Genomic DNA, 26,927 nt, shown 5'->3' with positions numbered 1-26,927 from the left:
TGAGGTGCTGGCGGCCGGGCATCGCGGACTCCGCGGCGAGGGGTGGCCAGTAGCTCTACAGCGTCCTAGGCCTCGCCGCGGCACCGAAGGAGAGTCGTCTGTGCGCGCACTCCGTCACCCTAGCACGGCCCCTAGGATGGGTTCCGGGGCGCCCGGACGGGCGTCGTCCTGCGCTGCACCACGGAGAACCAGGAGCCGATCTTGACCATCAGCACGTTCGATCCAACCCATCTCGACGGGACCACCCGTCCCCAGGACGATCTCTTCCGGCATGCCAACGGCGTGTGGCTGAAGGACGCCGTGATCCCTGAGGACCGCCCGCTCGCCGGGTCCTTCACCGCGCTGCGCGACGCCTCGGAGCTGGCCGTCCGCGCGATCATCGAGGAGTCCGCCGCGCGATCGGGGGCTGACCCCGGTGGTGATGCGGCCACGGACGGGATCGACGCGAAGCTGGGCACGCTCTACGCGGATTTCATGGACGCGGACCGCGTCGCGCGGGACGGTTCGACGCCGATCCGGCCCTTGCTCGAGCGCATCTCGGACGTCACGACGGCCGGTGAGCTGGTGGACCTCAGTGCAAACCTGTCGCGCTCGGGCGTGCAGGGCCTCCTCGCGCCGTACGTCAGCAACGACGCCGGGAACCCGACACGCTACCTGCTGCACCTGTACCAGTCCGGACTGGGCCTGCCGGACGAGTCCTACTACCGCGAGGACGGCTTCGCCGAGACGCGGGAGAAGTACCAGGCGCTCCTCGAGCAGCTGTTCGCGCTCGTCGAGGTTGCCGACGCCGCCGGAGCGGCCGCGCGTGTCGTCGCACTGGAGACGCGCCTGGCGTCCTCGTCGATGGGCTCGGTGGAGCGCCGGGACCCCCAGAAGACCTACAACCTCCTCGGGCACGGGGACCTCGGGGGTCTCTCCGCACACCTGGTGCCCTGGCTCTCCACGGTGACGGACACTCCGGCGCACTACGCCGAGCTCGTCGTCAACCAGCCCGACTTCGTGCGTGGGCTGGACGCCGCGCTCCGCGAGGAGGATCTCGGGACGTGGCGCGAGTGGCTCGCGAGCCGCGTCCTGCTGCATGCGTCCGACTACCTCGACGATCGCTTCGTCGACGCGACCTTCGCGTTCTACGGCACCCACCTCGCGGGGACCCCCCGCCTGAAGGACCGCTGGAAGCGTGGGGTCGCCCTCGTGGAGGGGGCGATGGGCGAGGCGATCGGGCAGAAGTACGTCGAGCGGCACTTCCCCGCCACCCACAAGGAGGCGATGCTGGCTCTCGTCCGGAACCTCATCGCGGCCTACGAGACGAGCATCCGCGGGCTCGCGTGGATGACCGACGAGACCCGGTCGAGGGCACTCGAGAAGCTCTCGCAGTTCACCACGAAGATCGGGTACCCGGAGGAGTGGATCGACTACGCTCCGCTCGAGGTGGCCCCCTCGGACCTGTATGCCAACGTCCTCCGCGCCGCGGAGTTCGAGCACGGCCGGCAGCTGGGCAAGCTCGGCGGGCCCATCGACCGGGGTGCGTGGCTCATGACACCGCAGATCGTCAACGCCTACTACATGCCGACCATGAACGAGATCGTGTTCCCGGCGGCGATCCTGCAGCCGCCGTTCTTCGACATCGAGGCCGACGACGCCGTGAACTACGGCGCGATCGGCGCGGTCATCGGACACGAGATCGGACACGGTTTCGACGACAAGGGCTCGCAGTTCGACGGGACCGGGATGCTGTCCAACTGGTGGAGCGAGGACGATCGGAAGGCCTTCGACGCACTCACGGGCCGCCTCGTCGCCCAGTATGCCGCCCTCGAGCCCTCGGAGGTCCCGGGGCAGGCGGTCAACGGCGAACTGACCCTCGGCGAGAACATCGGCGACCTCGGCGGACTCGGGATCAGCTACCGCGCGTATCTCCTCAGCCTCGAGGGCCGGGAGGCACCCGTGGTGGACGGCCTCACGGGGACGCAGCGCTTCTTCCTCTCCTGGGCCACGTGCTGGCAGCAGAAGATCCGCCCCGAGGAGGCCCGGCGTCGTCTGACAGTGGACCCGCACTCCCCCAACGAGTTCCGCTGCAACCAGGTGGTACGGAACCTCGACGAGTTCCACGAGGCCTTCGGCGTGGGTGAGCAGGACCGCCTGTGGCTCGGGCCTGAGGACCGCGTCCGCATCTGGTGACGTGGCGGGAGGTCCGCCCGCCGGCTCGGGGTCGGACCTCCCCGGGATATGGACCCTGGTCGTGCAGGGTTCGCGCGACTACAGCCCGGAGGACGCCTGGCAGGTGACCTGGTCGGCGGTCTGGCCGTCGAGCTCGTTGCCGAGCGGCGGGACCACGACGGCGGAGCCGGTCGCGAGATCCGCTCCGACCTGCAGCTGGACCCCGACGAGGCCCGGATCGGCGATGATGTTCGCCGCGGCGACGCCGAAGCGCGTCGCCACGTCCTCCGCGGCGCCGTCGTACCCCGGTCCGTAGACCACGAGCGTGGTCGCCGCAGGCGCCGACTCGAACGTCACCGCCTGCGTGTACCCGGCCTCGAGGACCAGCCGCTGCACCTCTGCAGCACGGCCCGCGTCCGTCGTCGCGTTCACGACGAGCAGCGGCACGGACGCCGGATCGAAGGCGGGTGCCTCCGGTGTGGCAGGAGCTTCGGAGGGGGCCGGCGTCGATGCCGGTGCGGACGGTGCCGCGCTCTCCTCGGTCAGGCCACGATCCTCACGCAGGGCATCGAACAGGGGTGCTGCGGCCGCTTCGTCGATCACGAGGCGGTTCGGATCCTGGTCCCAGGGCTGCACCGGGACCGTCACGAACGCCATGTTGCCGAGGTCCACGTCCTTGAGCCGGTCGGCGATCTTCAGGATCTCCGCGGGCTGGGACAGGCCTTCGTCCACGGTGAGGTTCCGCGTGACGACCTCCGCGATGGAGTAGAGCTTGGGCAGGTTGGTGAGGGTGCCCTCGGCGCGCACCTTGCGGGCGAGCGAAGCCATGAACGACTGCTGCGCCGCGATACGGCCGATGTCCCCTCCGTCACCGAAGCTGTGGCGCGTCCGGAGGAACGCGAGGGCCTGGTCGCCCTCGACCTCGCTGGTTCCCGCGGGCAGCCTCAGGCCGGAGAACTCGTCGTCGACCGGCTCCTGCACGCAGACCTCGACGCCGCCCACCGCGGACGAGAGCTCACTGACCGCATTGAACCCCGCCATCATGAAGTGGTCGACGGAGAGTCCGGTCAGGTTGTTGATCGCGGCGACGGTGCAGCCGGGCCCCCCCTCGTTGAGTGCCGCGTTGAGCTGGCCCAGCTCCTGGGCCTCCGACGGCTGCCCCGTGTCGGGATTCATGCACGCGGGCAGCGGGACGAGGAGGTCCCGCGGGAACGAGACGACCGTGACGTTCTCCCGATCGGCCGAGAGGGTCAGGAGCATCATGACGTCCGAGTTGCCCTCACCCGAGGAATCACTCTCGTCACCGAAGAACTCACCCGAGTTGCCCGTCCTCGTGTCCGAGCCGAGGATCAGGATCTGGAGGGGGTCGGTGCTCGAGTCGACCGGAAGCGCGGACTCCTGACCCTCGGCGAGGTTGAGCGGCAGGGTGACGACGTTGGACTGCAGCCTGAGCACCTGGACCCCGACGAAGGCGACCGCCGCGACGATGAGCGTCGTCATGACGAGGGCCGTGATCTTCAGTCCGCGGTGTCGCCGGGCGTGCCCGAGGTGGCGGCCGATAGGACCATCGCCGTCGCTCGTTCCGCGGATCGCTCCGTCTCCGACCGTCGGCTCACCCGTCGGCTCACCCGACGCGCCTGATGGCGGGGCGGCGGCGGGGTCGGCGCCCTCGGGTGGCTGTCGGCGGGTCATGCCCGGGCTCCTTCGGATGGCTGGACGATTCGGATCATTCTGTCACCGTCCGCTCGCCCGGGTGCGCGGCGCACCCGCGGCGCGCCCCGACGGAGTGGAGGGACCGGATCGTCGGTGATCCACGGTGCACGGGACGGGACCCCGCTGTGCTCCCAACGACCGGGGCGGGGCGTTGGTGCCCGTCAGAAGCCGAGCTTGACGAGCTGCTTGGGGTCGCGCTGCCAGTCCTTGGCGACCTTGACGTGGAGGTCCAGGTAGATCCGCGTACCGAGCAGCGCCTCGATCCCACGCCGCGCGTTGGTGCCCACCTCACGGAGGCGGGCACCGCCCTTCCCGATGATGATGGCCTTCTGGGACGGCCGCTCGACATAGAGGTTGACGTGGACGTCCAGCAACGGATTGTCCTCGCTGCGCCCCTCGCGGGGAATCATCTCCTCGACGACGACGGCGAGGGAGTGCGGCAGCTCGTCACGCACTCCCTCGAGAGCCGCCTCCCTTACGAGTTCGGCGACCATGATCGCCTCGGGCTCGTCGGTGAGCTCGCCGTCCGGGTACAGGACGGGCGACTCGGGCATGTGCCGGCTGAAGACGTCGGCCACGGTGTCCACCTGGAAGCCGTCGGCGGCGGAGACGGGCACGATGTCGGCCCACCCCTCGGGTCCGGCGACCTCGGTGCCGAGCTTCGCGACGGCCAGCAGCTGTTCGGTCAGCGACCTGCGGTCGACGAGGTCCGTCTTGGTGACGACGGCGATCAGCGGCTTGCGACGCAGGCGTGCGAGCTGCTCGGCGATGAAGCGGTCGCCCGGACCGATCTTCTCGTTGGCGGGCAGGCAGAATCCGACGGCGTCGACCTCGGCCAGCGTGTCCGCGACGAGGTCGTTCAGGCGCTGCCCGAGCAGCGTCCTCGGACGGTGCAGGCCGGGTGTGTCGACGAGCACGATCTGTGCGTCATCCCGGTTGACGATCCCGCGGATGGTGTGGCGGGTGGTCTGGGGCTTGGCGGACGTGATGGCGACCTTCTGGCCCACCAGGGCGTTGGTGAGAGTCGATTTCCCGGCGTTCGGGCGTCCGACGAGCGAGACGAACCCCGCCCTGTGCTTAGCGTCGCTCATGATCTGCCTCTGTCGTCTCTCGTTCGTGGTGCTCGGTGTTCAACGGCGCTATGCGGTGGGCGATCACGTGCGAGACCCTGTTGCGCCGACCCTCCACGCGCTCGGCCCGTAGCCCGATACCGTCAATTGTGACCTCTGATCCGACGATCGGCACCCTGCCCAGGGTCTTCGCGAGCAGCCCACCGACGGTGTCGACCTCCTCGTCGTCGAGGTCGAGGCCGAAGAGCTCACCGAGGTCGTCGATGCCCATCCTCGCACTCACGCGGAATTCGCCGTCGTCGAGCCTCTCCTGCTCCGGTACCTCCGAGTCGTACTCGTCGACGATCTCGCCGACGATCTCCTCGATCAGGTCCTCGAGGGTGACCAGACCCGCGGTACCGCCGTACTCGTCGATGACGATGGCCACGTGCGTGGATTCCCGCTGCAGTTCCCGCAGGAGGTCGCCCACGGGCTTCGACTCGGGGACGTACCGGGCAGGCCTGCATTCGGCGTCGACCGGTCGCGCGAGGTTGGATGCCGGCCTGCCGTGGAGGCTGGCCACGACGTCCTTGAGGTAGAGCAGACCCTTGATGTCGTCCGAACTCTCGCCGATCACGGGGATCCTCGAATAGCCGGAGCGGAGGAACAGGGACATCGCCTGGCTCAGGGTCGAGCCGGACTCGATGGTGACCATGTCGGTGCGCGGAACCATGACGCTGCGGACCTTCGTATCGCCGAGTTCGAACACCGAGTGGATGAGTTCGGCCTCGTTGTCCTCGATCATCTCGGCATCGGAGGCACGCGAGAGCAGTTCCCGGAACTCCTCCTGCGTGAAGAAGGCCGCCTCGTCTCGCGCGGCCCCCGGCGTGATCGCGCTGCCGATGCGGACCAGCCAGCGCGGGACAGGGCCGAGCAGGGCACGGAGGAACGCCACCAGACCGGCCGTCAGGCGGACGACGGTCGCGGCGTGCATCCGTCCGAGCTGGCGCGGGGACACACCGACGATCACGAACCCGATGGCCGCCATCACCGCGGTGGCGAGGAGTCCTGCCAGCCAGATGCTGTCCAGCAGGTCGTGGAAGAGGATCGCCACCGCGACGGCGCCGGCCATCTCGAACCAGACCCGCCAGAACCGCAGTGCGTGCATGTGGGCCACGGGGGCGTCCAGGATACGGCGCAGGGACGAGGTCCGCGAGCCCTGGACGAGGGCTTCACCCTCCTGTCGCGGCAGGTAACTGAAGGCCGCTTCGGCCGCCGTGACCAGTGCAGCGGTCAGGGCGAAGAGCAGGCCCATGAGCCCGAGGAGCCAGACGGTCAAGCGCGGGTCTCCCGGGGGGCGTCGCCGCCGAGGAAGTCCGCGAGCAGCTGGCGCTGCAGGCCGAACATCTCCTTCTCCTCGTCGGGCTCCGCGTGGTCGAAGCCGAGAAGGTGCAGGACACCGTGGGTGGTCAGCAGCAGCAGCTCGTCCCGGGTCCCATGGCCTGCAGCCGCACCCTGTGCAGCGGCCACCTCGGGGCACAGCACGATGTCACCGAGGAGCCCCGCGGGTGTCACCCGGCCCGCGGTCCCCGGCCGTAGTTCGTCCATGGGGAAGGAGAGCACGTCGGTGGGGCCCGGCTCGTCCATCCACTCGACATGGAGTTTCTCCATCGCGGCGGTGTCCACGAGGATGACGGACAACTCGGCCTCGGGATGGATGAACAGCGATTCGAACAGGAAATTGGTCAGCCGGACGAGGGACTCCTCGTCGACGTCGTACCCGGACTCGTTGTTGACCTCGACGCTCATCGGCCGGTCACCGGGCGGCCGGAGCGCTGCTGGCTGCCGCGCTGCTCCTCGTCCCAGGCGCTGTAGGCGCTGACGATGTCGCCCACGAGGCGATGGCGCACCACGTCCGAGGCGTCGAGTTCGCTGAAGTAGACATCGTCGACGTCGCGCAGGATCTCGCTCACGATACGCAGTCCTGAACTGGTCCCGTTCGGCAGGTCCACCTGGGTGACGTCCCCGGTCACGACCATCTTGGAGCCGAACCCGAGCCGCGTGAGGAACATCTTCATCTGCTCCGGCGTCGTGTTCTGTGCCTCGTCGAGGATGATGAAGGCGTCGTTGAGCGTCCGGCCGCGCATGTAGGCGAGCGGGGCCACCTCGATCGTGCCGGCGGCCATCAGGCGCGGGATCGAGTCGGGGTCCATCATGTCGTGCAGGGCGTCGTACAGCGGGCGGAGATACGGATCGATCTTGTCGTTGAGCGTTCCCGGCAGGAAGCCGAGACGCTCCCCTGCCTCGACGGCGGGCCGGGTCAGGATGATCCGGTTGACCTCCTTCTGCTGCAGGGCCTGCACCGCCTTGGCCATCGCCAGGTAGGTCTTGCCGGTACCCGCGGGTCCGATGCCGAAGACGATCGTGTTGCGGTCGATCGCTTCAACGTAGGTGCTCTGGTTCAGGGTCTTCGGGCGGATCGTCTTCCCGCGGGAGGAGAGGATGTTGACCGAGAGCACCTCGGAGGGTCGTGCGGCGCTCTGTGTCTTGAGCATCGTCACGAGCTGCTCGAGCACCTGCGGGGAGACGGTCGCGTTGTTGCTCGCCATGGTGCGGATCTCGCTGACGAGGCGCTCGGTGCGCAGCACGTCGGCCGACGGCCCGGAGATGGTGAGCTCATTGCCCCTGGCCTGGAGGCCGACGCCGGGAAAGGACTCCTCGATCAGGCGGAGGGCCTCGTCATTGGAGCCCAGTGCCTGCACCATCTGCTCCGTCGAGTCGAAGTAGACGGTCCTCGTATCCAGTCCTGCCACGTTGATCCCTGTTGAAGATTCGCTCATAGCTCGGCCCTGCGGCCTTCGATCGCCCCTCGTTCGCGTTGTCGTCCCGGCTCCGTGCCCGTGTAGCCGTGTGCCGCAACCGTGTCCGCCCGTTCAGGGCGGCCGGGTTCGACAGATGGCAGAGACCTTAATCCTACGTCATACACCACGGCGCAGCAGGAGTCGATGCACCGGGCGCACGACGGCGCGCGACACCTCCCGGGGCTGCCGACGCCGCAACTCCCCGTCGCGAATCGGCAACGGCTTCGTATCGATCCGGTTTCAGTCCTCCACACCCCTCGTATTCCTGCGGGACCGCCCTTCCGGCTGTGCCAAGCTGATTCAGGTCCGGCAGGGAAACCTCGTCCTGCGGCCGGCCTGGCGACAGCACCCCCGGTGCCCGCTCGTCACCCGAGAATTTCGTACCGATCGACCCATCGCGCCCGGAAGCGCCTGACGGAAAGGGGCCAGCATGAACAGCCAGGACCCCCTCCGGCAGAGCAGGCTCGGCCTCCGCGGGATCCTGCTCGTCTCCGGCGGCGTCCTGGTGGCGAGCAGCGTCTTCCTCGTCCCGAATCTCGACGTGTTCGAGGGCAGTGCCGCGAGGACGGACCTGGCCCGACCGGTCGAGGCCTCCGGTCAGGGAACCGTCACCGGCGCCCCGTCCGAGGAGGCCCTGGAGTCGCAGGGTGCCGCTGCGGGGCCGGCGGATACCTCGCGGCCGCTCGTGCCGGTCTACTGGCTGGGTGATGTGAACGGGGCGGACAGGCTCTTCCGGGAGTTCCTGCCCTCCCCTGCCGCGTCGAGCGGTGATCCCATCTCCGAAGCCGTGCGGATCATGACCGAGGGCGAACCCCTGGACCCCGACTACACCTCCCCCTGGGATCCCGCCTCGAGCATCAGTTCCTCCGTCTCGACGAGGAATGTCATCACCCTCGACATCTCCTCCGACGCCCTGGCGCAGCGCCTCGACGAGGAGGATGCCCGGCTCGCACTGCAGCAACTGGTGTTCACGGCGACGGCGGCGGCGTCGGACGGCGGTCTCATCACGGGCGGTGAAGCCAGCTCCGTCGTGGTGCTGGTCGACGGGACCGCGGACTACCGGGCCTTCGGGTCGGTTGACCTCGGCGGGCAACTGACCAGGGACACCGGCGTCCTCGCTCCGGTGTGGATCATCGACCCGCAGCAGGGCGTCGAACTCGGCAGCGAGAGCCTCACCGTCCACGGGCTGGGGCCCGCTGGAGACGACTCCGTGGTCTGGCGCATCGATCGCAGGTCCGAGGGCTCCGCCGGCGGCACGGACCTGTTCCTGGACGGCGTGGTCGACATCGTGCCGGCGGATGGTGCACCGGGCGCCTATTCCTTCGCCGTCGGCCTGCCCCCGGGGAGCTACGACATCACGGTCTCGGCGCCCTCGGGCGACGGTGTCGCCGAGGACTCGAAGTCCGTCGTCGTCCGCTGACCTGATTCGCCTCCATGCCGTGCGGCCACCAGCGCCCGGGCAGGTGGTCGAGCGTCTACCAGCGCCCCAGCAGGTGGTTCAGCAGGACGAGGGCCGCCGGACCGGCGGACGAGGACCGCAGCACGTGCGGCCCCAGCCGAGCGCTCTCGGCGCCCGCGGATCGCAGCTTCCCGAGTTCCGCGTCGCCGATCCCGCCCTCGGGTCCGACGACGACGGCCGTGGTCGTCGGCCCGTCGAGTCCGCCGGAACTGCGGAGCACGGCGAGGTGATCGGACAGCGAGGCGTCGGCGTCCTCGTGCAGCACGACGACGTGATCGACCGAGGCGGTCCACGCGGTGAGCCCGGCGGTGTCCATGACGGGGAGGACGTCGGGGACGAACGACCGCCGCGACTGCTTCGACGCGGCAGTCACGAGGGACAGCCACTTCTGCCGGCCCTTCTCCGCCTTCTCCCCCCGCCACCGCACGATGCTCCGCTCGGCATGCCACGGCACCACCGCGTCGACCCCCAGTTCCGTCGCCGCCTCCACCGCCTGTTCGTCGCGGCCGGCCTTCGCCAGGGCCTGGACGAGGACGAGACGGTGGAGGGGTGCGGGGTCCTGCCCGGCACTTTCGACCGTGAGCTCGACGGTCCCCGCTCCGACGGCGGCGATGACACCGGTCAGGCGGTACCCCGCGGAGTCCGAGACATCGATCCGCTCGCCCTGGCCCAGTCGACGCACCGTGGCGGCATGGCGTCCCTCGTCACCCCCGAGGACGAAGGCGCCCCCGGGTCGGGCGGAACGGACCTCGGTGCCCGGCGCGAAGAACAGCGGACGCGTCATGGTCAGCGGTTCCCGAGCCGCTCCCGCAGGCGGGCGAAGACGCCGGAGCCACTGCTCGCCAGCTGACCGTCGGTGTATTCCTCGTTACGGAGCTCGGCCAGCTTCCGGAGGAGTTCCTCCTGCTGGTGGTCGACGTTGCGTGGCGTCTCAACATTGAGGTGGACGCGGAGGTCTCCCCTGCCCTGGTTGCGCAGGTGCGTGACGCCGAGCCCGCGGAGGGTCAGGATCTCCCCGGACTGCGTGCCCGGCTTGATCGTCAGCTCCTGGTCGCCGTCGAAGGTGTCCAGGTGGACGGAGGTTCCGAGCGCTGCCGCCGTCATGGGGACGCTCAGCGTCACGTGGAGGTCGTCGCCGTCACGCAGGAAGGTGGAATCCGTGTTGACCCGGATCTCCACATAGAGATCACCCTGGGGGCCACCGGCGATCCCGGCCTCACCCTGGCCGCCGAGCTGGATGCGAGTGCCGGTGCTCACGCCTGCGGGGACCTTGATGGTCAGGGTCCGGCGGGCACGGATGCGTCCCTCGCCGCTGCACTCGTGGCAGGGGCTCGGGATGACGGTGCCGTAACCCTGGCAGGTACCGCACGGCGCGCTGGTCATGACCTGGCCGAGAATGGACCGGACGGCCCGCTGGACCTGTCCGGAGCCACCGCAGATGTCGCAGGTGCGTGGTGAGGTACCGGGCTGGCAGCAGGAGCCGTCGCAGGTGGGGCACACCTCGGCGGTGTCCACCTCGATCTTCTTGTTGGCGCCGAAGACGGCGTCCTTCAGGTCGATCCGCACGTTGATCAGCGCGTCCTGGCCACGGCGCGTCCGGGACGGGGCGCCGCCCTGCTGGCCGCTGCCCCCGAAGAACGTCTCGAAGATGTCCTGGAAGGCGAACCCGGAGCCGGAGTAGCCCGAGCCGTAGCCGGTGTCCGTCCCGTTCTCGTTCCCGGTCGTGTCGTACACGCGACGCTTCTGGGGGTCGGACAGCACCTCGTAGGCGCGGGTGACCAGCTTGAACTCCTCGGCCGCATCATCGCTCGGGTTGACGTCCGGGTGGAGCTTGCGGGCCAGCTTGCGGTAAGCCTTCTTGATTTCCTCCCCGGTCGCGCCCTGCGCCACACCGAGGACCTCATAGTGATTACTCACTCGTGCACATCACTTCCTGTTGGAGACAACTGTCGTCTGCTCACCGGCAGTGCCGGTGGGAATCCTGCGGGCCCCGCTACTCCTCGAGGATCCTCGAGAGGTAACGGGCGACGGCGCGCACGGCGGCCATCGTGGTCGGGTAGTCCATGCGGGTGGGTCCGAGGACACCGAGCTTCGCTCCGGCGTCCGGTCCGTAGCCGGTCGCCACCACGGACGCCCCCGAGAGGCCGCCGTAGGGATTCTCGCTGCCGATCCGCACCGAGATCCCGCGCGCGTCGTACTCCATCTCGGACAGGAGCCGCAGCATGACCACCTGCTCCTCGAGTGCTTCGAGGATCGGGCCGATGCTCAGCGGGAAGTCACCGGTGGACCGCGCGAGGTTGGCCGTCCCCGCGAGCAGGATCCGGTCCTCGCGGCCGAGCCCGGCCAGCTGCTCGAGCGCCCTGACGATCGTACCCCCGTGCGTCCGGAGGCCGGCCGGCAACTGCGCGAGCGCGGAGCCGAGCTCTCCGGGGAGGTTCGTCAGCCTGACACCCGAGACCGCGGACAGGATCCGCTGCTTGAGCTCGGCGAGTTCGCTCTCCTGGATGTCCGACGGCGTCCGTACCATCCGCTGCTGCACCGTCCCGCTCGTCGCGATCAGCACCACCAGGATCTGCTGGGGAGCGAGCAGGACGAACTCGATGTGGCGTACCGATGCCCCTCCCACGCGGGGGAACTGCACGACGGCGACCTGGTTCGTCAGCTGCGCGAGCAGCCGCACCGTCCGGTCCATGACGTCGTCGACGTCCTCGGCACCCTCGAGCAGCGTCTGGATGGCTTTCTTCTCCGGACCGGAGAGGGGCTTCACCTCCGAGATGCGGTCGACGAACAGGCGGTAGCCTTTGTCCGTGGGGATCCGGCCGGAGCTCGTGTGCGGGGCGGCGATCAGCCCCTCCTCCTCGAGCACCGCCATGTCGTTGCGGATGGTGGCCGAGGACACCCCGAGCTGATGGCGGTCGACGAGCGCCTTGGAGCCGACCGGCTCCCTCGAGTGGACGTAGTCCTCGACGATGGCCCGGAGCACCTCCAGGCGTCGCGGTTCACTCACTCCTCAAGTCACCTCCGGGTCTGTCCCTACCTCACGGGCACGCGGTCAGGGTGGTTCCGAGCGGTTAGCACTCGACACACCCAAGTGCCAAGTCTAGTACGTCGCGAGCGATTGTTAGCATTGGCAACCCGGGCCGCGGCATACCGCCGGAGCCCTCGTCGGAAGGGTGTTCGGGATGGATCACGGCTGGGGAGCACAGGACATCTCGGCTCCGCGACGCGTGGCCCTCCCGGAGGTCCCGGTCGAGCGGGGCATGGTCCTCGAGGACGTCCAGAGCGGATTCGTGGGCGCCGTGGTGCGCGTGGAGAAGTCCGGCGGACTGCACGTCATGGTGCTCGAGGACCGTCGGGGCAGACACAGGACGTTCAGGCTGGGACACGGCTTCCTGCTCGACGGCGCTCCGGTGCAGCTGGTCGCCCCGCGCCCGGTGCCGGCCGCAGCACGCACGCGAACGGCGTCGGGGAGTGTCCGCGTCGAGGGGGCGCGTGCCCGGACGGCCCGGGCGAGCCGGATCTGGGTGGAGGGCCAGCACGACGCCGAACTCGTGGAGAAGGTGTGGGGCGACGACCTGCGGCTGGAGGGGATCGTCGTCGAACCCCTCCACGGAGTCGATGATCTCGAGGGCGCGATCCGCGCGTTCGGACCCGGACCGACCCGCCGCCTGGGGATCCTCGTCGACCACCTCCTGCCCGGCACGAAGGAGTCACGGATCGCGCAGCAGGCGATGACCGTACCCGGAGCACGTCACCACGTGCTGATCGTCGGGCACCCCTACGTGGACGTCTGGCAGGCGGTGAAGCCGGCCGTTCTCGGGCGGACGGCCTGGCCCGTGGTGCCGCGGGGTCAGGACTGGAAGACGGGCATCCTCGCAGGGCTCGGCTGGCCGTACCAGGACCAGGCGGCCGTCGCCCAGGGGTGGAAGCGCATCCTCGGCGGCGTCGGGAGCTACGCGGACCTTGAGCCCTCGCTGCTCGGTCGCGTCGAGGAGGTCATCGATTTCCTGACCGCTCCACCGGGCACGGCCTGAAGCGATCCATGGTGGCCACCCCGTATCCTTGGAGCACAGTCACGGCGGAGGAATTCCGCGAGCCAGCAAAGGAATACCGTTGTCCAACACCGCCGACCATCAGCACGAAGGACGGAGCGCGTCCCTCCCCGCCTTCGAGGGAACTCCGGCCAACGCCCTGCCGCTCACGGCGTCCGAGGACCGGCAGTTCGCCACCCTCGCACACTTCGGCGGCATCCTCGGGTTCATCCCCTCGCTGCTGATCTTCCTCATCTTCAAGGACCGCGGCCCGTTCACCGCCCAGGAATCGAAGGAGGCGCTGAACTTCACGCTCCCACCGACCCTTCTGGCCCTCACGGCCTGGCTGCTGTCCCTCGTGCCGGACATCGGCGGCATCTTCGCCGTCGTCAACGCCCTCATCTGGGTCGCCATCACGATCTTCTCCGTGAACGCCGGCATCCAGGTGAACCGTGGACGGCCCTACCGCTACGCCCTGAACCTGCGGCTCATCCGCTAGGCACGCCCGCCGGTACACCTCCGGCCGGGTGCCGCGGCGCTCCGGCGGTGTGCGGCGGCGCTCCATCGGTGTCAGTCGGGCAGCAGGCGGCGCACGACGGCGTCGGCCAGCAGGCGTCCCCTGAAGGTCAGGACCACGCGGCCCGCGAAGGCGTCGACGGGCTCCACCAGCCCATCGGCGATGAGGCCGGCCACGGCCTTCCTGCCCGACGGCGTCAGGACCGCCGTCGGGAGTCCCTCCCGCAGGCGCACCCTCAGCATGACGTCCTCGACGTAGCGGTCCTCGCCACTGAGGATCTCGCGGCCGGCTGCGGGAGACGCCCCGCCCTCCAGCGCGGCGGCATAGGCGCGCGGATGCTTGACGTTCCACCAGCGCGTCCCGCCGACATGCGAGTGCGCGCCGGGGCCGGCGCCCCACCAGTCGCTCCCGCGCCAGTAGGCCAGGTTGTGACGGCAGGCGTCGTCGGGCGTCCTGGCCCAGTTGCTCACCTCGTACCAGTGCAGTCCCCCGGCCGTCAGCAGCTCGTCGGCGAGGGCGTACTTGTCCGCGTGGTCGTCGTCGTCGATGGGTGGGACCTGCCCGCGACGGATCTGCGACGCAAGACGGGTACCCTCCTCGATGATGAGCGCGTATGCGGAGATGTGGTCCGGCGCGTAGGAGAGCGCCGTCGTCAGCGAAGTCCGCCAATCGTCCAGGCTCTCGCCGGGCGTCCCGTAGATCAGGTCGAGACTCACCGCCAGGCCCGCCTCGCGGGCCCACTGGACGGCCTGCGGCACGCGGTCCGGCGCGTGCGTCCGGTCAAGCACCGCGAGGACGTGCGGCACAGCGGACTGCATGCCGAAGGACACGCGCGTGAAGCCCCCGTCACGGAGGATGCGCAGGGAGGCCGGGGTCACCGAGTCCGGGTTGGCCTCGGTGGTGACCTCCGCGCCGGGCGCCAGTCCCCAGCGAGCCGTCGCGGCCCGGAGGATCGAGGCGAGATCCTCCGCGGGCAGCAGGGTGGGCGTCCCGCCGCCGAAGAACACGGTGGACATCGGGCGGGCCGGCACGCCGGAGCCCGCCAGCGCCCGTGCTCCGAGTTCCAGTTCAGCGAGGACGGAACCGGCGTACGCGTCCTGGGACGCTCCCCCACCCAGTTCGGTGGCGGTATAGGTGTTGAAGTCGCAGTAGCCGCAGCGCACGGCGCAGAAGGGGATGTGGACGTAGAGGCCGAAGTCGCGCGCACCGGCATCGACGGCGGCCTCCGCCGGCAGGATCCCGTCCGCCGGCGCGGGCAGGCCGAGTGGCAGGGCGCTAGGCATTCCTGGCCTCCTTCGAGGGGTGGAACGTCACTTCTTAGCTTTGTCCTTGGACTCGTCCGAGGACAGTGCGGCGATGAACGCCTCCTGGGGAACCTCGACGCGACCCACCATCTTCATGCGCTTCTTGCCCTCCTTCTGCTTCTCGAGGAGCTTGCGCTTACGGGTGATGTCACCGCCGTAGCACTTGGCGAGGACGTCCTTGCGGATGGCCCGGATGCTCTCGCGGGCGATGATGCGGGCGCCGATGGCCGCCTGGATGGGCACCTCGAACTGCTGGCGCGGGATCAGTTCGCGCAGCTTCCCCGTCATCATCACGCCGTAGGCATACGCCTTGTCCCGGTGGGTGATGGCGCTGAAGGCGTCGACCTGCTCGCCCTGCAGCAGGATGTCGACCTTGACGAGGTCCGAGACCTGGTCGCCGTCGGCTTTCCAGTCCAGCGAGCCGTAGCCGCGGGTCTTCGACTTCAGGAGGTCGAAGAAGTCGAAGACGATCTCCGCGAGGGGCAGTCGGTACCTGATCTCCACGCGGTCCTCGGACAGGTAGTCCATGCCGCCCAGCACGCCGCGGCGCTGCTGGCACAGCTCCATGATGGCGCCGACGAACTCCGACGGCGCGAGGATGGTCGCGGACACCATGGGCTCCCGGACCTCGGCGATCTTCCCCACCGGGTACTCGCTCGGGTTGGTGACCTTCAGGACGCGCTTGTCCTCGAGCGTGACGTCGTACTCCACGTTGGGAGCCGTGGAGATGAGGTCGAGGTTGTATTCGCGTTCGAGGCGCTCGCGCGTGATCTCGAGGTGCAGCAGGCCGAGGAAGCCGACACGGAACCCGAACCCGAGCGCGGCCGAGGTCTCGGGCTCGTAGACGAGCGCGGCGTCGTTCAGCGTGAACTTCGCGAGGGCGTCGCGCAGCACCGGGTAGTCGGTGCCGTCGAGCGGGTACAGCCCGGAGAACACCATGGGCTTCGGGTCCTCGTAGCCGCCGAGCGACTCCGAGGCCGGCTTCTGCAGGTTGGTGACGGTGTCGCCGACCTTCGACTGGCGCACGTCCTTCACGCCCGTGATGAGGTAGCCGACCTCGCCCACACCGAGTCCCTTGGAGGGCTTCGGCTCGGGCGAGCTCACGCCGATCTCGAGCAGTTCGTGGCTCGCGCGCGTCGACATCATCTGGATGCGCTCACGGGGGCTCAGCTTGCCGTCCACCACGCGGACGTAGGTGACCACACCGCGGTAGGTGTCGTACACGGAGTCGAAGATCATGGCGCGTGCCGGCGCGTTCGGATCGCCGGTCGGTGCGGGAAGGTCACGCACGATCTTGTCCATCAGCGCCTCGACGCCGACACCGGTCTTACCGGACACCATGAGGACGTCCTCGGGTTCGCCGCCGATGAGGCTCGCGATCTCGGCCGCGTACTTCTCCGGCTGCGCTGCCGGGAGGTCGATCTTGTTGAGGACCGGGATGATCGTCAGATTGTTCTCCATGGCGAGGTACAGGTTCGCCAGGGTCTGGGCCTCGATGCCCTGCGCGGCGTCCACGAGGAGGATGGCCCCCTCACACGCCGCGAGGGACCGCGAGACCTCGTAGGTGAAGTCGACGTGCCCGGGGGTGTCGATCATGTTCAGCGCGTAGGCGGTCCCGTCGACCTCCCAGGGGAGACGCACGGCCTGGGACTTGATGGTGATGCCGCGCTCGCGCTCGATGTCCATGCGATCGAGGTACTGCGCCTTCATGTCCCGCTGCTCGACGGCACCCGTGAGCTGGAGCATGCGGTCAGCCAGGGTGGACTTCCCGTGATCGATGTGGGCGATGATGCAGAAGTTCCTGATGATCGCCGGATCGGTGGCGGCAGGCACCGGCGCGGTGCGGGCCATGGGTGACACGTGTGTTCCTCACTTCGACGGGACGGGGGTCGGCGTACTGGGCGAGCGGTCACCCTCGTGCGGCGACCCGCCCGGTCGCGGCGGCCTGCCCCTAGTCTCCCACGACGCCGGTCGGCCCCGACAATCGCGCGAGGACGCACGACGGCGGGCCCCGCAGCCCGCCTGGGCCGGCTCGGTAGGATCGCTGCATGGCATTCTCGGTCAACGCCCTCGTGTCACTCGCCCGCGACGTCCTTCGGGTGGTGGCCCGCCCATCGAGGACGACGGACCGTCGCACGGGCGGGGGCGGCACCCGGGACGCCGGACGCGCGACGAACCCGTCGTCGACCTCGACGAAGCGGCCCGCCGCCCGCCCGGACGCTTCGGCGCGCCGCCTCAAGGCCGTCGTCTCCTACTCGCCCTCCGCGGACGGTGACCCGGATCCCGGCGAGATCGTCTGGTCATGGGTCGCCTACGAGGATGATCCGACGCAGGGCAAGGACCGCCCGGTGCTCCTCATCGGCCGGTCGGGCACGGACCTGCTCGGGCTCATGCTGACCAGCCGGGACCGCAACAACGAGCGGGACCACGACGACAGGTATGTGGACGTCGGTACCGGAGGCTGGGACCGGCAGGGCCGGCCGAGCGAGGTGAAGGTGGACCGCGTGCTGCGGTTGTCCGCCGCGGACATCAGGCGTGAGGGCTCGGTCCTCCCGCGTGAGCGCTTCGAGCGCGTGATCGCCGCCGTACCTGCCCATCTCCTGCAATGATCCTGCAATGATCCTGCACTGATCACCGGCTCACCCTGCCTCGAAGGTCCTCTGCCCGGTGCGTTTCTGGTAACCTTGACAGCTGTGTGTCCGCGCAGGTCTTCGGGCACTTTGGCCGATCACCGCACGGTATCCCCACGCCGCTCAGTCTCCGGTTGGCCGAAATACCCTCACGACCCAGTCCGCAATACAAAGAAAGTTCTCATACGTGGCAAATATCAAGTCCCAGAAGAAGCGCATCCTCACCAACGAGAAGGCGAGGCAGCGCAACAACTCGGTCAAGTCCGAGCTGAAGACCGCCATCCGCGCCGTGAACACGGCCGTCGAAGGTGCTGACAAGGACGCTGCCGCAACGGCCCTCCAGGCCGCCAGCCGCAAGCTCGACAAGGCTGTCAGCAAGGGTGTCCTGCACAGGAACAACGCAGCGAACCGCAAGTCCGCGATCTCCAAGAAGGTCAACGCGCTCTAAGCTGCGGACCTCAGTGACGAAGGGCCGGCTCCACAGGGAGCCGGCCCTTCGTCGTCCGGGCTGACGTCCGACTGCAGGCGACCTGCATCCCCCACCCGGCGCTCATCCCGGAGGGGTCAGGAGCACCTGACGAGCGCCGATGGATCGTCACACGACGCGGCTCGACCGCCACGCGCGGGGCCGGCCGGTCGCCCTCCCGGGCGGGACGCCGCCGTCCCGACCCTCAGCCGTCGCCGAGCGCGATGACGGTCACGGCACGCTCGACGGCGTACACCGGGTCACGGGACTCCCCCTTGACCTGCGCATCCGCTTCCGCCAGAGCCCTGATGGCGCGGGCCAGGGCGTCGGAGCTGAAGCGCTGAGCCTCCCTTCGCGCCTGGTCCACCTGCCATGGCGCCATGCCGAGGTCCCGGGCGAGCTGGGCGGAGGAACCACGCACCCCGTGGACCTTCGCGACGGCCCTGACCTTCATGGCGAGGGCCGCGACGATCGGCACCGGGTCCGCGCCGGTGGCCAGGGCATGACGGAGCATGGACAGTGCCTGAGCCGTCCGGCCTGCGAGCGCTGCGTCGGCGACCTTGAATCCCGTCGCCTCCACACGGCCGCCGTAGTACTGCTCGACAAGCTCGGCGGTGACATCCACAGCGGTATCGGCCATCAGCTGCTGACAGGCCGCCGCCAGTTCCGCCAGCTGTGAGCCCACGGCGGCGACGAGCGCACGAACCGCGTCCGGGTCGATGCGGCGCTTGGCCCGCTTGAACTCGGCGGTGACGAACTCGGCTTTCTCACCGTCCTTCTTGAGGGGCTGACAGTCCACGATCGTGGCCTGGGCGGCACGGACTGCGTCGAGCAGCTTCTTGCCCCGGTTCCCTCCTGCGTGCCGCAGGACCAGCACGACGTCGGGCGCCGGATCCGTCAGGTACGCCAGGGCGTCGACCAGGAAAGCGTCGTTCATCTGCGCGAGGCCGGCCGCCTCGATGATCTTCCAGTCGCCGAACAGCGATGGGCTCGCGTGCATCGTGAGCGTTCCGGCCTCGTAGGTGCCCGCATCGAACCGCACGAGCTCCGCGCCGGGCTGGGCGGTCCTGACCTGATGGCGGATGGACTCTGCCGCCTTCGACGCGAGGTAGTCCTCAGGCCCGGACAGCAGCACCACAGCGGCAGGCCGGACGTCACGCCAGGGGGTCGGGGCCTGCGCGGCGCTGCCCGCGCGGCTCGCCGGTGTTCTTGTCGCCATGAAGCGCAGTTCCTCTCGAAAAGATCGGTACCTACTGTTGCACGATGGCGCCGCGCCTCCAACCCGTCCTCGGGTCTCCTGATCCTGGTCACGTCCGTTCTCCGCCTCCACAGTCATCGCGTGGTGCTTGCGCCCGCTCGACGCAGGATTCTCCCGTCAGCCGAGCGGCCTCACCTCGAGACGGTTCCCCGCGATACGGATGAGGAATCAGCCGAGTTCATCGGTGCGCGCAGTCGGGACGCCCGCGGTCTCCAGTGCTCTGACGATCATGGGGTGCGGGTGCCCGTAGTCGTTGTCCGCTCCGACGGAGATGACGGCCAGGCGCGGGTGGAGCCCGTCGATCAGGACGGTCCCGCCGTTCCTCGCCCCGTGATGGGCGATCTTCAGGACGTCCACCCCCTCATGGAGAGCCGGCGTGGCAGCGATCATGCGGGCCGCCATGTCCTCCTCCTGATCGCCCGTGAGGAGGATCCGCACCGGACGGCGTGGGGTGTCGACGAGCAGATCGAGCACGGCGCTCGCATCGTTCTCCTCGCCGCCGCTCACTGGCCCCTCGGGCCAGAGGACGTCCACCTTCACGCCATCGAGGTCCAGCGCCGTGCCGCCATCGAGCTCTGTCGGCAGCACCCCGGCTTCCGAGGCCGCGTCGGCCAGCTCTCGCGGGAGGCCCTCCTCGCCGGTGGAGTAGTAGAGCGCCTCGACGGTCCTGCCGCGAACCGCTCCGGCGGTGCCGCCGTAGTGGTCGTCATGGAGGTGGGTGATGACGAGGGCGTCGATGACGTCCACCGCCAGCCGGTCGAGACACCGGTCCATGGCGTCCGGGTCCGGCCCGGTATCGACCACGAGGGCGTGCCCGGCTTTCGTCCGGACGACAAGGCCGTCTCCCTGCCCGACATCGCAGACGGCGAGCAACCAGTCGGAGGGCGCAGCAGGCTGCCGGGCGTGATTGACGATGGCGCCCACCACCACGGCAAGGACGACGCAGGTGGCAACAGCCGCCCGGCACCGGCCGCTGCGTCGTCGCTGCGAGTGGGCCATGCTCACGGCATCCGCATGCGTACGAGACCGTGGAGGGGACGCAGGGGTGCCTGCCGCTCCCCCCGGGTGCGACATGACAGGAGCGGACGGGCCGGCGCCTCCCGTGTCAGGAGCCGCGTATTCCCACGGCGGCCGTCGCCGATCGAGCGGCCGGTAAGGGGTCTTGAGCGGTGCCGTCGAGCTTCCCGGCTTCCTGATCAGCAGCGACAGCACCACCGCCGAGGCCAGTGCGGCGAGTACGACGCCGACCGGGCCGGTGGCCCACGGCACGGAGGTGCCCGGCAAGTCGGCGAACGTGTCGGCCACGGCTCCGACCCACCGTGTGCCGCACTGCGCCGCGATGACGAGGGGGTGCGCGAGCGCCGGTGCGCCCGCGAGAGCGAGGACGGACACCATCCCGAGGAGCGTGATCGCCGGCACGACGGGCGAGGCGGCGACGTTCGCCGGCAGCGAGTACACCGGCAGCGACGGCTGGAGCAGGACGAGGATCGGCGTGCAGAACAGCTGGGCCGTCAGCGGGATCGCCAGGAGCTGGGCGAGGACGCGGGGCATGACGCGGCACGTCGACTCGACCACCGACGGACCAGCGATGACGAGTCCGAGGGTTGCAGCGACCGACAGCATGAACGCGAACGACACCGACAGCCAGGGATCGACGGCCAGCAGGATGATGATCGACAGCATCAGCAGTGTCAGCGAGACCTTCCCCCTGCCGGACAGGACCGCGGCGACACCGATGGCCCCCATGACGGCGGCCCTGAGCACGCTGGGCTCCGGCCGCACCAGGAAGACGAAGGCGGCAAGGGCCAGGACCGCGCCCGCCGCCGCAACGGCCCGGGGTGTCCTCGCAACCCTGAGCCCGATGAACGTGAAGGCCAGCACGTAGGAGCAGTTCGCCCCGCTGACCGCCGTCAGATGCGTCAGTCCGGTGGTCTTCATGTTCGACTCCAGAGCGGGGTCCAGTGCAGTCCTATCGCCGAGAACCATCCCTGGGAGGAGACCCCGATCGCGCCCGTCCTGCTCCGCTGCGCTGCGGAAATCCGCCCGGAGCGTATCCGTGGTGCCGAGCCAGCCGGTGGCTCGCACAATGGTCGGCCTGCTCGACGGGAGGAACATCGCGGTCGCCCGGCCCGGCCGGTCGCTCGGCTCCATCACGCCGAGCACTCGCACGCTGTCACCCGTTCCCACCGTTGACCACGGTGCTCCGCCCAGCACCACGACGGGCGTCGCCGAGGTGAACCGGACCCCCGCAGGACCCCTCCGACGACGTCGGCGTCGACGAGGAACCGCTCACCGTCCCCGAAGGCGCCCGCAGGTAGAGCGGACGGCTCCCCCGTGACACGCAGCACGGCAGTGATCGGAGACCCGCTGCGGACGGCGCCCGACACCGGACCGGCCTCTGCACGAGCGAGGCTCCCACCCGTGGCCAGCAGGACGAAGGCGATCGTCGCGACGGGAACCAGTCCGTGGGCGAGCCCTGCGGACCATCGCCCGGCCAGCCGCCGGCGGAGTACGACGACGAAGACCACAAGGATCAGGGCGAGTGCCGCAGTGCCCAGCCCCCATGCCGTCGAGCCCGCTGCCGTTCCCCCGCTCGCAATGGCCGCTGCCGCCCAGGCGGCCACGGCTGACGGGAGGAGACGCAGGTCAGCCGTCCATCGCGACGGACCGGTCCCGCGGGCTGCCAGGGGCTCCCTTGCGGCCGCCGCCCGCCGGATCACTGCACCACGATGAGCGGCAGGATCCCCTCGAGCAGGGCAGGCCCGATGCCCGGTACCGCTTCGATATCGGAGGCCTGCATGAAGGGACCGTGCTCCGTCCGCCAGTCCAGGATTCGCTGACCGAGCACCGGGCCCACGCGTGGAAGGGTCTCGATCTCGGCGAGCGTCGCCGCATTGATATCGATGAGACCGGCGCCTGACGTCCCGGTCGGGTTGTCAGTGCCGTCGGGGCGGCCCTCGGGCGGGCGGTCCTCGCCACCTGGCTCGGCCGGCGTGCCCAGCGGCGTCGGGTTCTGCAGGCCCTCGGGGATCACCGGTGCTTCCTCGCCGACGGCCAGGAGGTGAAGATGCTGCCCGTCGGCCGGCCGCGCCGCCAGATTCACCCGTTCGAGGTCGGCCTCCGGCAAGGCACCACCGGCTGCTTCGAGGACATCGGCAAGACGCGCGTCGGCGTCGACCTCCACGACTCCCGGTACTGCGACTGCACCGGTGACATAGACCCAGAGCGTGTGGGGCACCTCGTCACGACCCTCGCCGGCCCCGCCAGGGGGTGGCACGGTCGATACTGCGGAGGGCACCGCTGCGCCGTCGGCAGCGGCGCCCTCAGTATTGTCAGGGGCGTCCCGGGTGTCGGTGTCGTCGGTGTCGTCGGTGCTGTCGCGTTCGGTCCCGACGGTTTCGTGCGGGCCCTCGAGCTCGATCGACATCGCCGCGGCCGACGGTTCCGAACTGCGGACGAGGAACAGGGCCGCGCCGACCGCCAGTGCGATCCCGAGGAAGACCAGTGCCGCAGATCGGGCGACACGCCACTGCAGCCCCCGGGTCACGGCTGGACGACGTTCCACCACGCCGTCATCGTCCTCCGACGGCCATTCGTCCTCGTCCTGCTCGGACACGGTGGGATGGAACGAGGATCGCCGGCCGGCCGGATCGGAGGAATCGCTCGACCCATCGTCACTGTCACTGCGCATACGGAGGCGCAGTCGTCCCCGGACATCCTGCGCCACCGTTGGGATGTCTGCGTCGCCGGTCGTCGGCCATCGGTGCTTTCCCATGGAGGTAACGCTAGGAGCCGGCCGCATGGCCTTCGCGGCCGGATGCGACTATGTGGACAACGCAGCCAGGAGTGCGGCACAGGCAGGCCGGACAGACCAGATAAACGGACCGACGGAACGGACCGGGTACCGGACGGGCGGGCTCACGGTCGAACCGACGGACTCACGGTCGAACCGACGAACCGACGAACCGACTGACTCATGATCTAACCGACGGACTCACGGTGACGGCGACGACACCGAGACCGGCATGGGCCGCGAGCACCGACGGGCAGGGAGCGGTGGTGACCCTGCCCCCACCGGCGGCCTCGATCCGTCCTGCCAGCGCGACAGCTTCCGCCTCGTTGCCGAAGTGGTGCACCGTGAGGTCCACCGCACCGACCCGCGCAGCGGCGTCCGCGAGGACCACCTCCTCCAGCCGCTGCAGGGCCTTCGGTGCCGACCTGAGGCGTTCCAGGGGTACGAGCCGTCCACCCTGGACGTGCAGGATCACCCGGACCGAGAGCAGCGTGCCGAGCCAGCCGGCCGCGGCAGGGATGCGCCCGCCGCGGCGTAGCTGCTCCAGGCTCGGGACGTAGAAATAGAGGGCGGAGGCCCGGGCAGCCATCGCGGCGGCGGCAGCGGCGGTCTGCAGGTCCCCACCCCTCTGCACTGCCGCCAGCGCCGAGAGGGCAGCCCGGCCCTGGGCCATCCCGGCCGTCCTCGTGTCGATCACCTCGATAGGCAGGACGGATCGCGAGGACGCCATCCTCGCCGCTTCGACGGTGCCGGACAGCTGGCCCGAGAGGTGCACGCTGACGACGCCGTCGTACCCCTCCTCCGCGAGGGAACGGTAGACACGGTCGAACTGGCCGGGCGAGGGCCGCGAGGTCCTCACGTCCGCACCGGCGGCGAGGGCGACCATCAGGGGTGCGGTGACGTCATCGTGCTCACCCGTCAGGATGTCGTGGCCGACGAGCACCGGCATGGCCACCACCCGGACGCCGTCGGCGAGGCCGCCGGCCGCGCTCCATTCGGGAGCGAAGCCGGCCGCCGAATCGGTGACGACCGCTATCCGCACCGGCGTACGCCGATCGTGCGTGCCGCACCCGGAGCGGTAGACATCAGGCCGGGACGATGTTGACCAGCTTCGGCGCCCGCACGATCACCGTGCGGATGCCCCGGCCGTCCAGGACCCGCTGCACCTGCTCGCTCGCCAGGGCCAGCTCCCGCAGCTCCTCCTCGGTGATGTCGGGCGACACCGTCAGGCGGTCACGGACCTTGCCCTGCACCTGCACGACGGCGACGACGGTCGCCTGCGTGAGGAGCGCGGGGTCCACCGCCGGCCATCCGGCCGTCGCCACCGTGGCCTCGTGGCCCAACCGGTTCCACAGGTCCTCGGCCGTGTAGGGCGCGAACAGGCTGAGCAGGATCGCGACGGCCTCGGTGGCCTCCCGGACGGCGGGATCCGCACCGCCGGCGCCGGAATCGATCGCCTTCCGCGTCGCGTTGACCAGCTCCATGAGCCTGGCGATAACCACGTTGAACTTGTTGGCCTCCATCAGCTCGGCGGCGTCGGAGACCGTCCGGTGCGTCACCGACCGCAGCGCGCGATCGCCCGTTGCCGGGTCGGACCCGACCGCACTCGTCACGTCGTTCCCCAGGCGCCAGGCACGGGCCAGGAATTTCGCGGAGCCCGACGGCGAGACGTCCGCCCAGTCGACGTCGTCCTCGGGCGGGGACGCGAACACCATGGTGAGGCGCACCGCGTCGACGCCGTAGCGGTCGAGCTGCTCCCCCAGGTCCACGCCGTTGCCGAGCGACTTGCTCATCGCCTTGCCGCCATTGAGCACCTGCCCCTGGTTGAGGAGTGCGCTGAAGGGCTCGGTGAAGCCGACCATGCCGAGGTCGAACAGCACCTTGGTGAAGAACCTGCTGTAGAGCAGGTGCAGGATGGCGTGCTCCACGCCGCCGACATACTGGCCGACCGGCAGCCAGCGGTTGACGGCGTCCGTGTCGAACGGTGCCGTCTCCAGGTCCGGGTTCACGAAGCGCAGGTAGTACCAGGACGAGTCGACGAAGGTGTCCATGGTGTCGGTGTCGCGCTTCGCGGCGCCGCCGCAGGACGGGCAGGAGACGTTCACCCAGTCCTCGACGGCGGCCAGGGGCGAGGTGCCCTTCGGCGCGAGTGACTCCCCGCGCAACCCCTCGGGCAGCGTCACGGGAAGCTGGTCGTCCGGTACGGGTACCTCGCCGCAGGACGGGCAGTGGATGATCGGGATGGGCGTACCCCAGAACCGCTGACGGGACAGCAGCCAGTCGCGGAGCCGGTAGTTGATGGTGTGCTCGCCCGTCCCCTGTTCCTCGATCAGTTCGACGGCGCGGCGGATGGCGGTGGGTTTGTCCAGGCCGGTCAGCTCGCCGGAGTTGACCAGCGTGCCCTCGCCGGTGGTGGCGACACCGGTCGCGGCGGCATCCTCCGCACCGGTGTCCACGACGGTGCGCACGGGCAGGTCGAAGGCGCGGGCGAAGTCGAGGTCACGCTGGTCGTGTGCGGGTACCGCCATGATGGCGCCCGTGCCGTAGTCGGCCAGCACGTAGTCAGCGGCCCAGACCGGCAGCTTCTCCCCGGTCAGGGGGTTCACGGCGTAGCGGCCCGTGAAGACCCCCGTCTTCTCACGCTCGGTGGCCTGGCGCTCGATCTCGGACAGGCCCTTGACCTGTTCGCGATACGCCTCCAGTTCGGCACGGTGCGCGGGCGTGACCAGGTCCAGGGCCAGGTCGGCATCCGCGGCGACGACGAAGAACGTCGCCCCGTACAGGGTGTCGGGACGTGTCGTGAACACGGCCACGTCCGACGCCGCCTGGTCGGCATCGGCCTCGATGCGGAAGCGCACGTGCGCGCCTTCCGACCGGCCGATCCAGTTGCGCTGCATGGCCAGCACCCGCTCGGGCCAGTGACCCTTCAGCTGCTCCATGTCATCCAGCAGGCGGTCGGCGTAGTCGGTGATCTTGAAGTACCACTGGTTCAGGTTCTTCTTGGTGACCATCGTGCCGCAGCGATCACACGCACCGTTGATGACCTGCTCGTTCGCGAGGACGGTCTGGTCCTTCGGGCACCAGTTGACCGGCGAGTTGCGACGGTAGGCGAGGCCCTTCTGGAAGAACCGGACGAACAGCCACTGGGTCCAGCGGTAGTACTCGGGATCCGAGGTGTGCAGGCGGCGCTCCCAGTCGGCGCTGATGGCGTAGCGCTTGAACGAGTGGGCCTGCGTCTCGATATTGGCGTAGGTCCACTCCGCCGGGTGCGCGTTCCGCTTGATGGCGGCATTCTCGGCGGGCAGCCCGAAGGAGTCCCAGCCGATCGGGTGCAGGACGTCGTAGCCCTTCTGCCGGTAGAAGCGCGCGGCAACGTCACCCATGGCGAAGGCCTCCGCATGGCCCATGTGCAGGTCTCCGGAGGGGTAGGGGAACATGTCGAGCACGTAACGTCGCTCCCGTGAGCCGTCATCCGCCGGGGCGAAGGCCCGGAGCTCGTCCCAGACCGCCGGCCATCGCGCCTCGATGGCGGCGACGTCGTAGGTGTTCTCGTCCGGCTGGGCGACCTCGGGATTGGTGCTCACTGTGTGACCTGTTCTGTCGGTGGAACCTGGTGGAACGTGGTGGAAGGCGACGGGACGCGCGGGGTGATGCTGCTCCTGCCTTTCGTCCTGCGATCCGGAACCGGGGAT

At 69.5% G+C, this 26,927-nt stretch carries 22 protein-coding genes; 6 read left to right on the top strand and 16 right to left on the bottom strand.

Annotation, left to right across the window (positions count from 1 at the left end):
• Positions 1–201 precede the first annotated feature (201 nt).
• On the top strand, positions 202–2,175 hold the full coding sequence (locus tag FNH21_RS08720; RefSeq protein ID WP_152814401.1) for a M13 family metallopeptidase: 1,974 nt from the start codon (positions 202–204) through the stop codon (positions 2,173–2,175).
• A gap of 78 nt (positions 2,176–2,253) precedes the next feature.
• Here FNH21_RS08720 and FNH21_RS08715 read toward each other — a convergent pair whose 3' ends face one another.
• The 5 genes from FNH21_RS08715 to FNH21_RS08695 all read right to left on the bottom strand — a co-directional run bounded on the left by FNH21_RS08715 (position 2,254) and on the right by FNH21_RS08695 (position 7,756).
• Entirely contained in the window at positions 2,254–3,846 is a 1,593-nt protein-coding gene (locus FNH21_RS08715) for an LCP family protein (protein ID WP_152814399.1), read from the bottom strand.
• A 182-nt stretch (positions 3,847–4,028) separates the two neighbouring features.
• Positions 4,029–4,958, bottom strand: a complete 930-nt coding sequence (era, locus tag FNH21_RS08710) for a GTPase Era (protein WP_152814397.1) — start codon at positions 4,956–4,958, stop codon at positions 4,029–4,031.
• Positions 4,945–6,255: a hemolysin family protein gene (locus tag FNH21_RS08705; RefSeq protein ID WP_152814395.1), complete on the bottom strand. Its 1,311-nt coding sequence runs from the start codon at positions 6,253–6,255 to the stop codon at positions 4,945–4,947. The genes era and FNH21_RS08705 overlap by 14 nt, the downstream gene beginning before the upstream one ends.
• Positions 6,252–6,725, bottom strand: coding sequence for an rRNA maturation RNase YbeY (gene ybeY, locus FNH21_RS08700; protein WP_152814393.1), 474 nt, complete (start codon positions 6,723–6,725; stop codon positions 6,252–6,254). Before ybeY ends, FNH21_RS08705 begins: the two co-directional genes overlap by 4 nt.
• On the bottom strand, positions 6,722–7,756 hold the full coding sequence (locus FNH21_RS08695; protein WP_152814391.1) for a PhoH family protein: 1,035 nt from the start codon (positions 7,754–7,756) through the stop codon (positions 6,722–6,724). The genes ybeY and FNH21_RS08695 overlap by 4 nt, the downstream gene beginning before the upstream one ends.
• Positions 7,757–8,207: 451 nt before the next feature.
• On the opposite strand from FNH21_RS08695, the gene FNH21_RS08690 reads away from it, so the two are divergent.
• Positions 8,208–9,197: a GerMN domain-containing protein gene (locus FNH21_RS08690; RefSeq protein WP_152814390.1), complete on the top strand. Its 990-nt coding sequence runs from the start codon at positions 8,208–8,210 to the stop codon at positions 9,195–9,197.
• 55 nt (positions 9,198–9,252) lie between these two features.
• Here the strand turns inward: FNH21_RS08690 and FNH21_RS08685 are convergent, their stop codons facing one another.
• The 3 genes from FNH21_RS08685 to hrcA form a co-directional block, all read right to left on the bottom strand.
• Complete coding sequence (locus FNH21_RS08685) at positions 9,253–10,020, bottom strand: 16S rRNA (uracil(1498)-N(3))-methyltransferase (RefSeq protein WP_152814388.1); 768 nt, start codon at positions 10,018–10,020, stop codon at positions 9,253–9,255.
• A gap of 2 nt (positions 10,021–10,022) precedes the next feature.
• Positions 10,023–11,153, bottom strand: coding sequence for a molecular chaperone DnaJ (gene dnaJ, locus FNH21_RS08680; RefSeq protein WP_191931782.1), 1,131 nt, complete (start codon positions 11,151–11,153; stop codon positions 10,023–10,025).
• A gap of 76 nt (positions 11,154–11,229) precedes the next feature.
• Positions 11,230–12,243 carry a heat-inducible transcriptional repressor HrcA gene (gene hrcA, locus FNH21_RS08675; RefSeq protein ID WP_191931781.1) on the bottom strand — a complete coding sequence of 338 codons (1,014 nt, stop codon included), beginning with the start codon at positions 12,241–12,243 and terminating at the stop codon, positions 11,230–11,232.
• A 175-nt stretch (positions 12,244–12,418) separates the two neighbouring features.
• On the opposite strand from hrcA, the gene FNH21_RS08670 reads away from it, so the two are divergent.
• Entirely contained in the window at positions 12,419–13,270 is an 852-nt protein-coding gene (locus FNH21_RS08670; protein ID WP_152814386.1) for a DUF3097 domain-containing protein, read from the top strand.
• Between the two features lie 79 nt (positions 13,271–13,349).
• On the top strand, positions 13,350–13,766 hold the full coding sequence (locus FNH21_RS08665; RefSeq protein ID WP_152814384.1) for a DUF4870 domain-containing protein: 417 nt from the start codon (positions 13,350–13,352) through the stop codon (positions 13,764–13,766).
• A 71-nt stretch (positions 13,767–13,837) separates the two neighbouring features.
• Here the strand turns inward: FNH21_RS08665 and hemW are convergent, their stop codons facing one another.
• Positions 13,838–15,067, bottom strand: a complete 1,230-nt coding sequence (hemW, locus tag FNH21_RS08660; RefSeq protein WP_152814382.1) for a radical SAM family heme chaperone HemW — start codon at positions 15,065–15,067, stop codon at positions 13,838–13,840.
• 27 nt (positions 15,068–15,094) lie between these two features.
• Positions 15,095–16,948: a translation elongation factor 4 gene (gene lepA, locus FNH21_RS08655; RefSeq protein ID WP_191931780.1), complete on the bottom strand. Its 1,854-nt coding sequence runs from the start codon at positions 16,946–16,948 to the stop codon at positions 15,095–15,097.
• Between the two features lie 188 nt (positions 16,949–17,136).
• Here lepA and FNH21_RS08650 point away from each other — a divergent pair, with 188 nt between their 5' ends.
• Together FNH21_RS08650 and rpsT are read left to right on the top strand one after the other, a co-directional pair.
• A complete protein-coding gene (locus tag FNH21_RS08650; protein ID WP_152814380.1) occupies positions 17,137–17,697 on the top strand; it encodes a type II toxin-antitoxin system PemK/MazF family toxin in 561 nt (186 codons plus the stop codon).
• Between the two features lie 208 nt (positions 17,698–17,905).
• A complete protein-coding gene (gene rpsT / locus FNH21_RS08645; RefSeq protein WP_055771245.1) occupies positions 17,906–18,166 on the top strand; it encodes a 30S ribosomal protein S20 in 261 nt (86 codons plus the stop codon).
• A gap of 223 nt (positions 18,167–18,389) precedes the next feature.
• On the opposite strand, the gene holA is transcribed toward rpsT, so the two are convergent.
• The 6 genes from holA to leuS all read right to left on the bottom strand — a co-directional run bounded on the left by holA (position 18,390) and on the right by leuS (position 26,819).
• Complete coding sequence (holA, locus tag FNH21_RS08640) at positions 18,390–19,403, bottom strand: DNA polymerase III subunit delta (RefSeq protein WP_152814378.1); 1,014 nt, start codon at positions 19,401–19,403, stop codon at positions 18,390–18,392.
• A 207-nt stretch (positions 19,404–19,610) separates the two neighbouring features.
• A complete protein-coding gene (locus FNH21_RS08635; protein ID WP_191931779.1) occupies positions 19,611–21,428 on the bottom strand; it encodes a ComEC/Rec2 family competence protein in 1,818 nt (605 codons plus the stop codon).
• A 164-nt stretch (positions 21,429–21,592) separates the two neighbouring features.
• On the bottom strand, positions 21,593–22,066 hold the full coding sequence (locus tag FNH21_RS08630; protein WP_152814374.1) for a hypothetical protein: 474 nt from the start codon (positions 22,064–22,066) through the stop codon (positions 21,593–21,595).
• A gap of 92 nt (positions 22,067–22,158) precedes the next feature.
• Complete coding sequence (locus FNH21_RS08625; RefSeq protein WP_152814372.1) at positions 22,159–23,058, bottom strand: helix-hairpin-helix domain-containing protein; 900 nt, start codon at positions 23,056–23,058, stop codon at positions 22,159–22,161.
• 358 nt (positions 23,059–23,416) lie between these two features.
• Positions 23,417–24,277, bottom strand: a complete 861-nt coding sequence (locus FNH21_RS08620; RefSeq protein ID WP_152814370.1) for a DegV family protein — start codon at positions 24,275–24,277, stop codon at positions 23,417–23,419.
• Positions 24,278–24,320: 43 nt separating this feature from the next.
• Positions 24,321–26,819 (bottom strand): leucine--tRNA ligase, encoded by a 2,499-nt coding sequence (leuS, locus tag FNH21_RS08615; protein ID WP_191931778.1) that lies wholly within the window; start codon positions 26,817–26,819, stop codon positions 24,321–24,323.
• Between the last annotated feature and the right edge of the window lie 108 nt (positions 26,820–26,927).

It is taken from the genome of Arthrobacter bussei (assembly GCF_009377195.2).
Taxonomy (GTDB): domain Bacteria; phylum Actinomycetota; class Actinomycetes; order Actinomycetales; family Micrococcaceae; genus Arthrobacter_D; species Arthrobacter_D bussei.
This window is presented reverse-complemented; position numbering and strand designations above follow the sequence as displayed.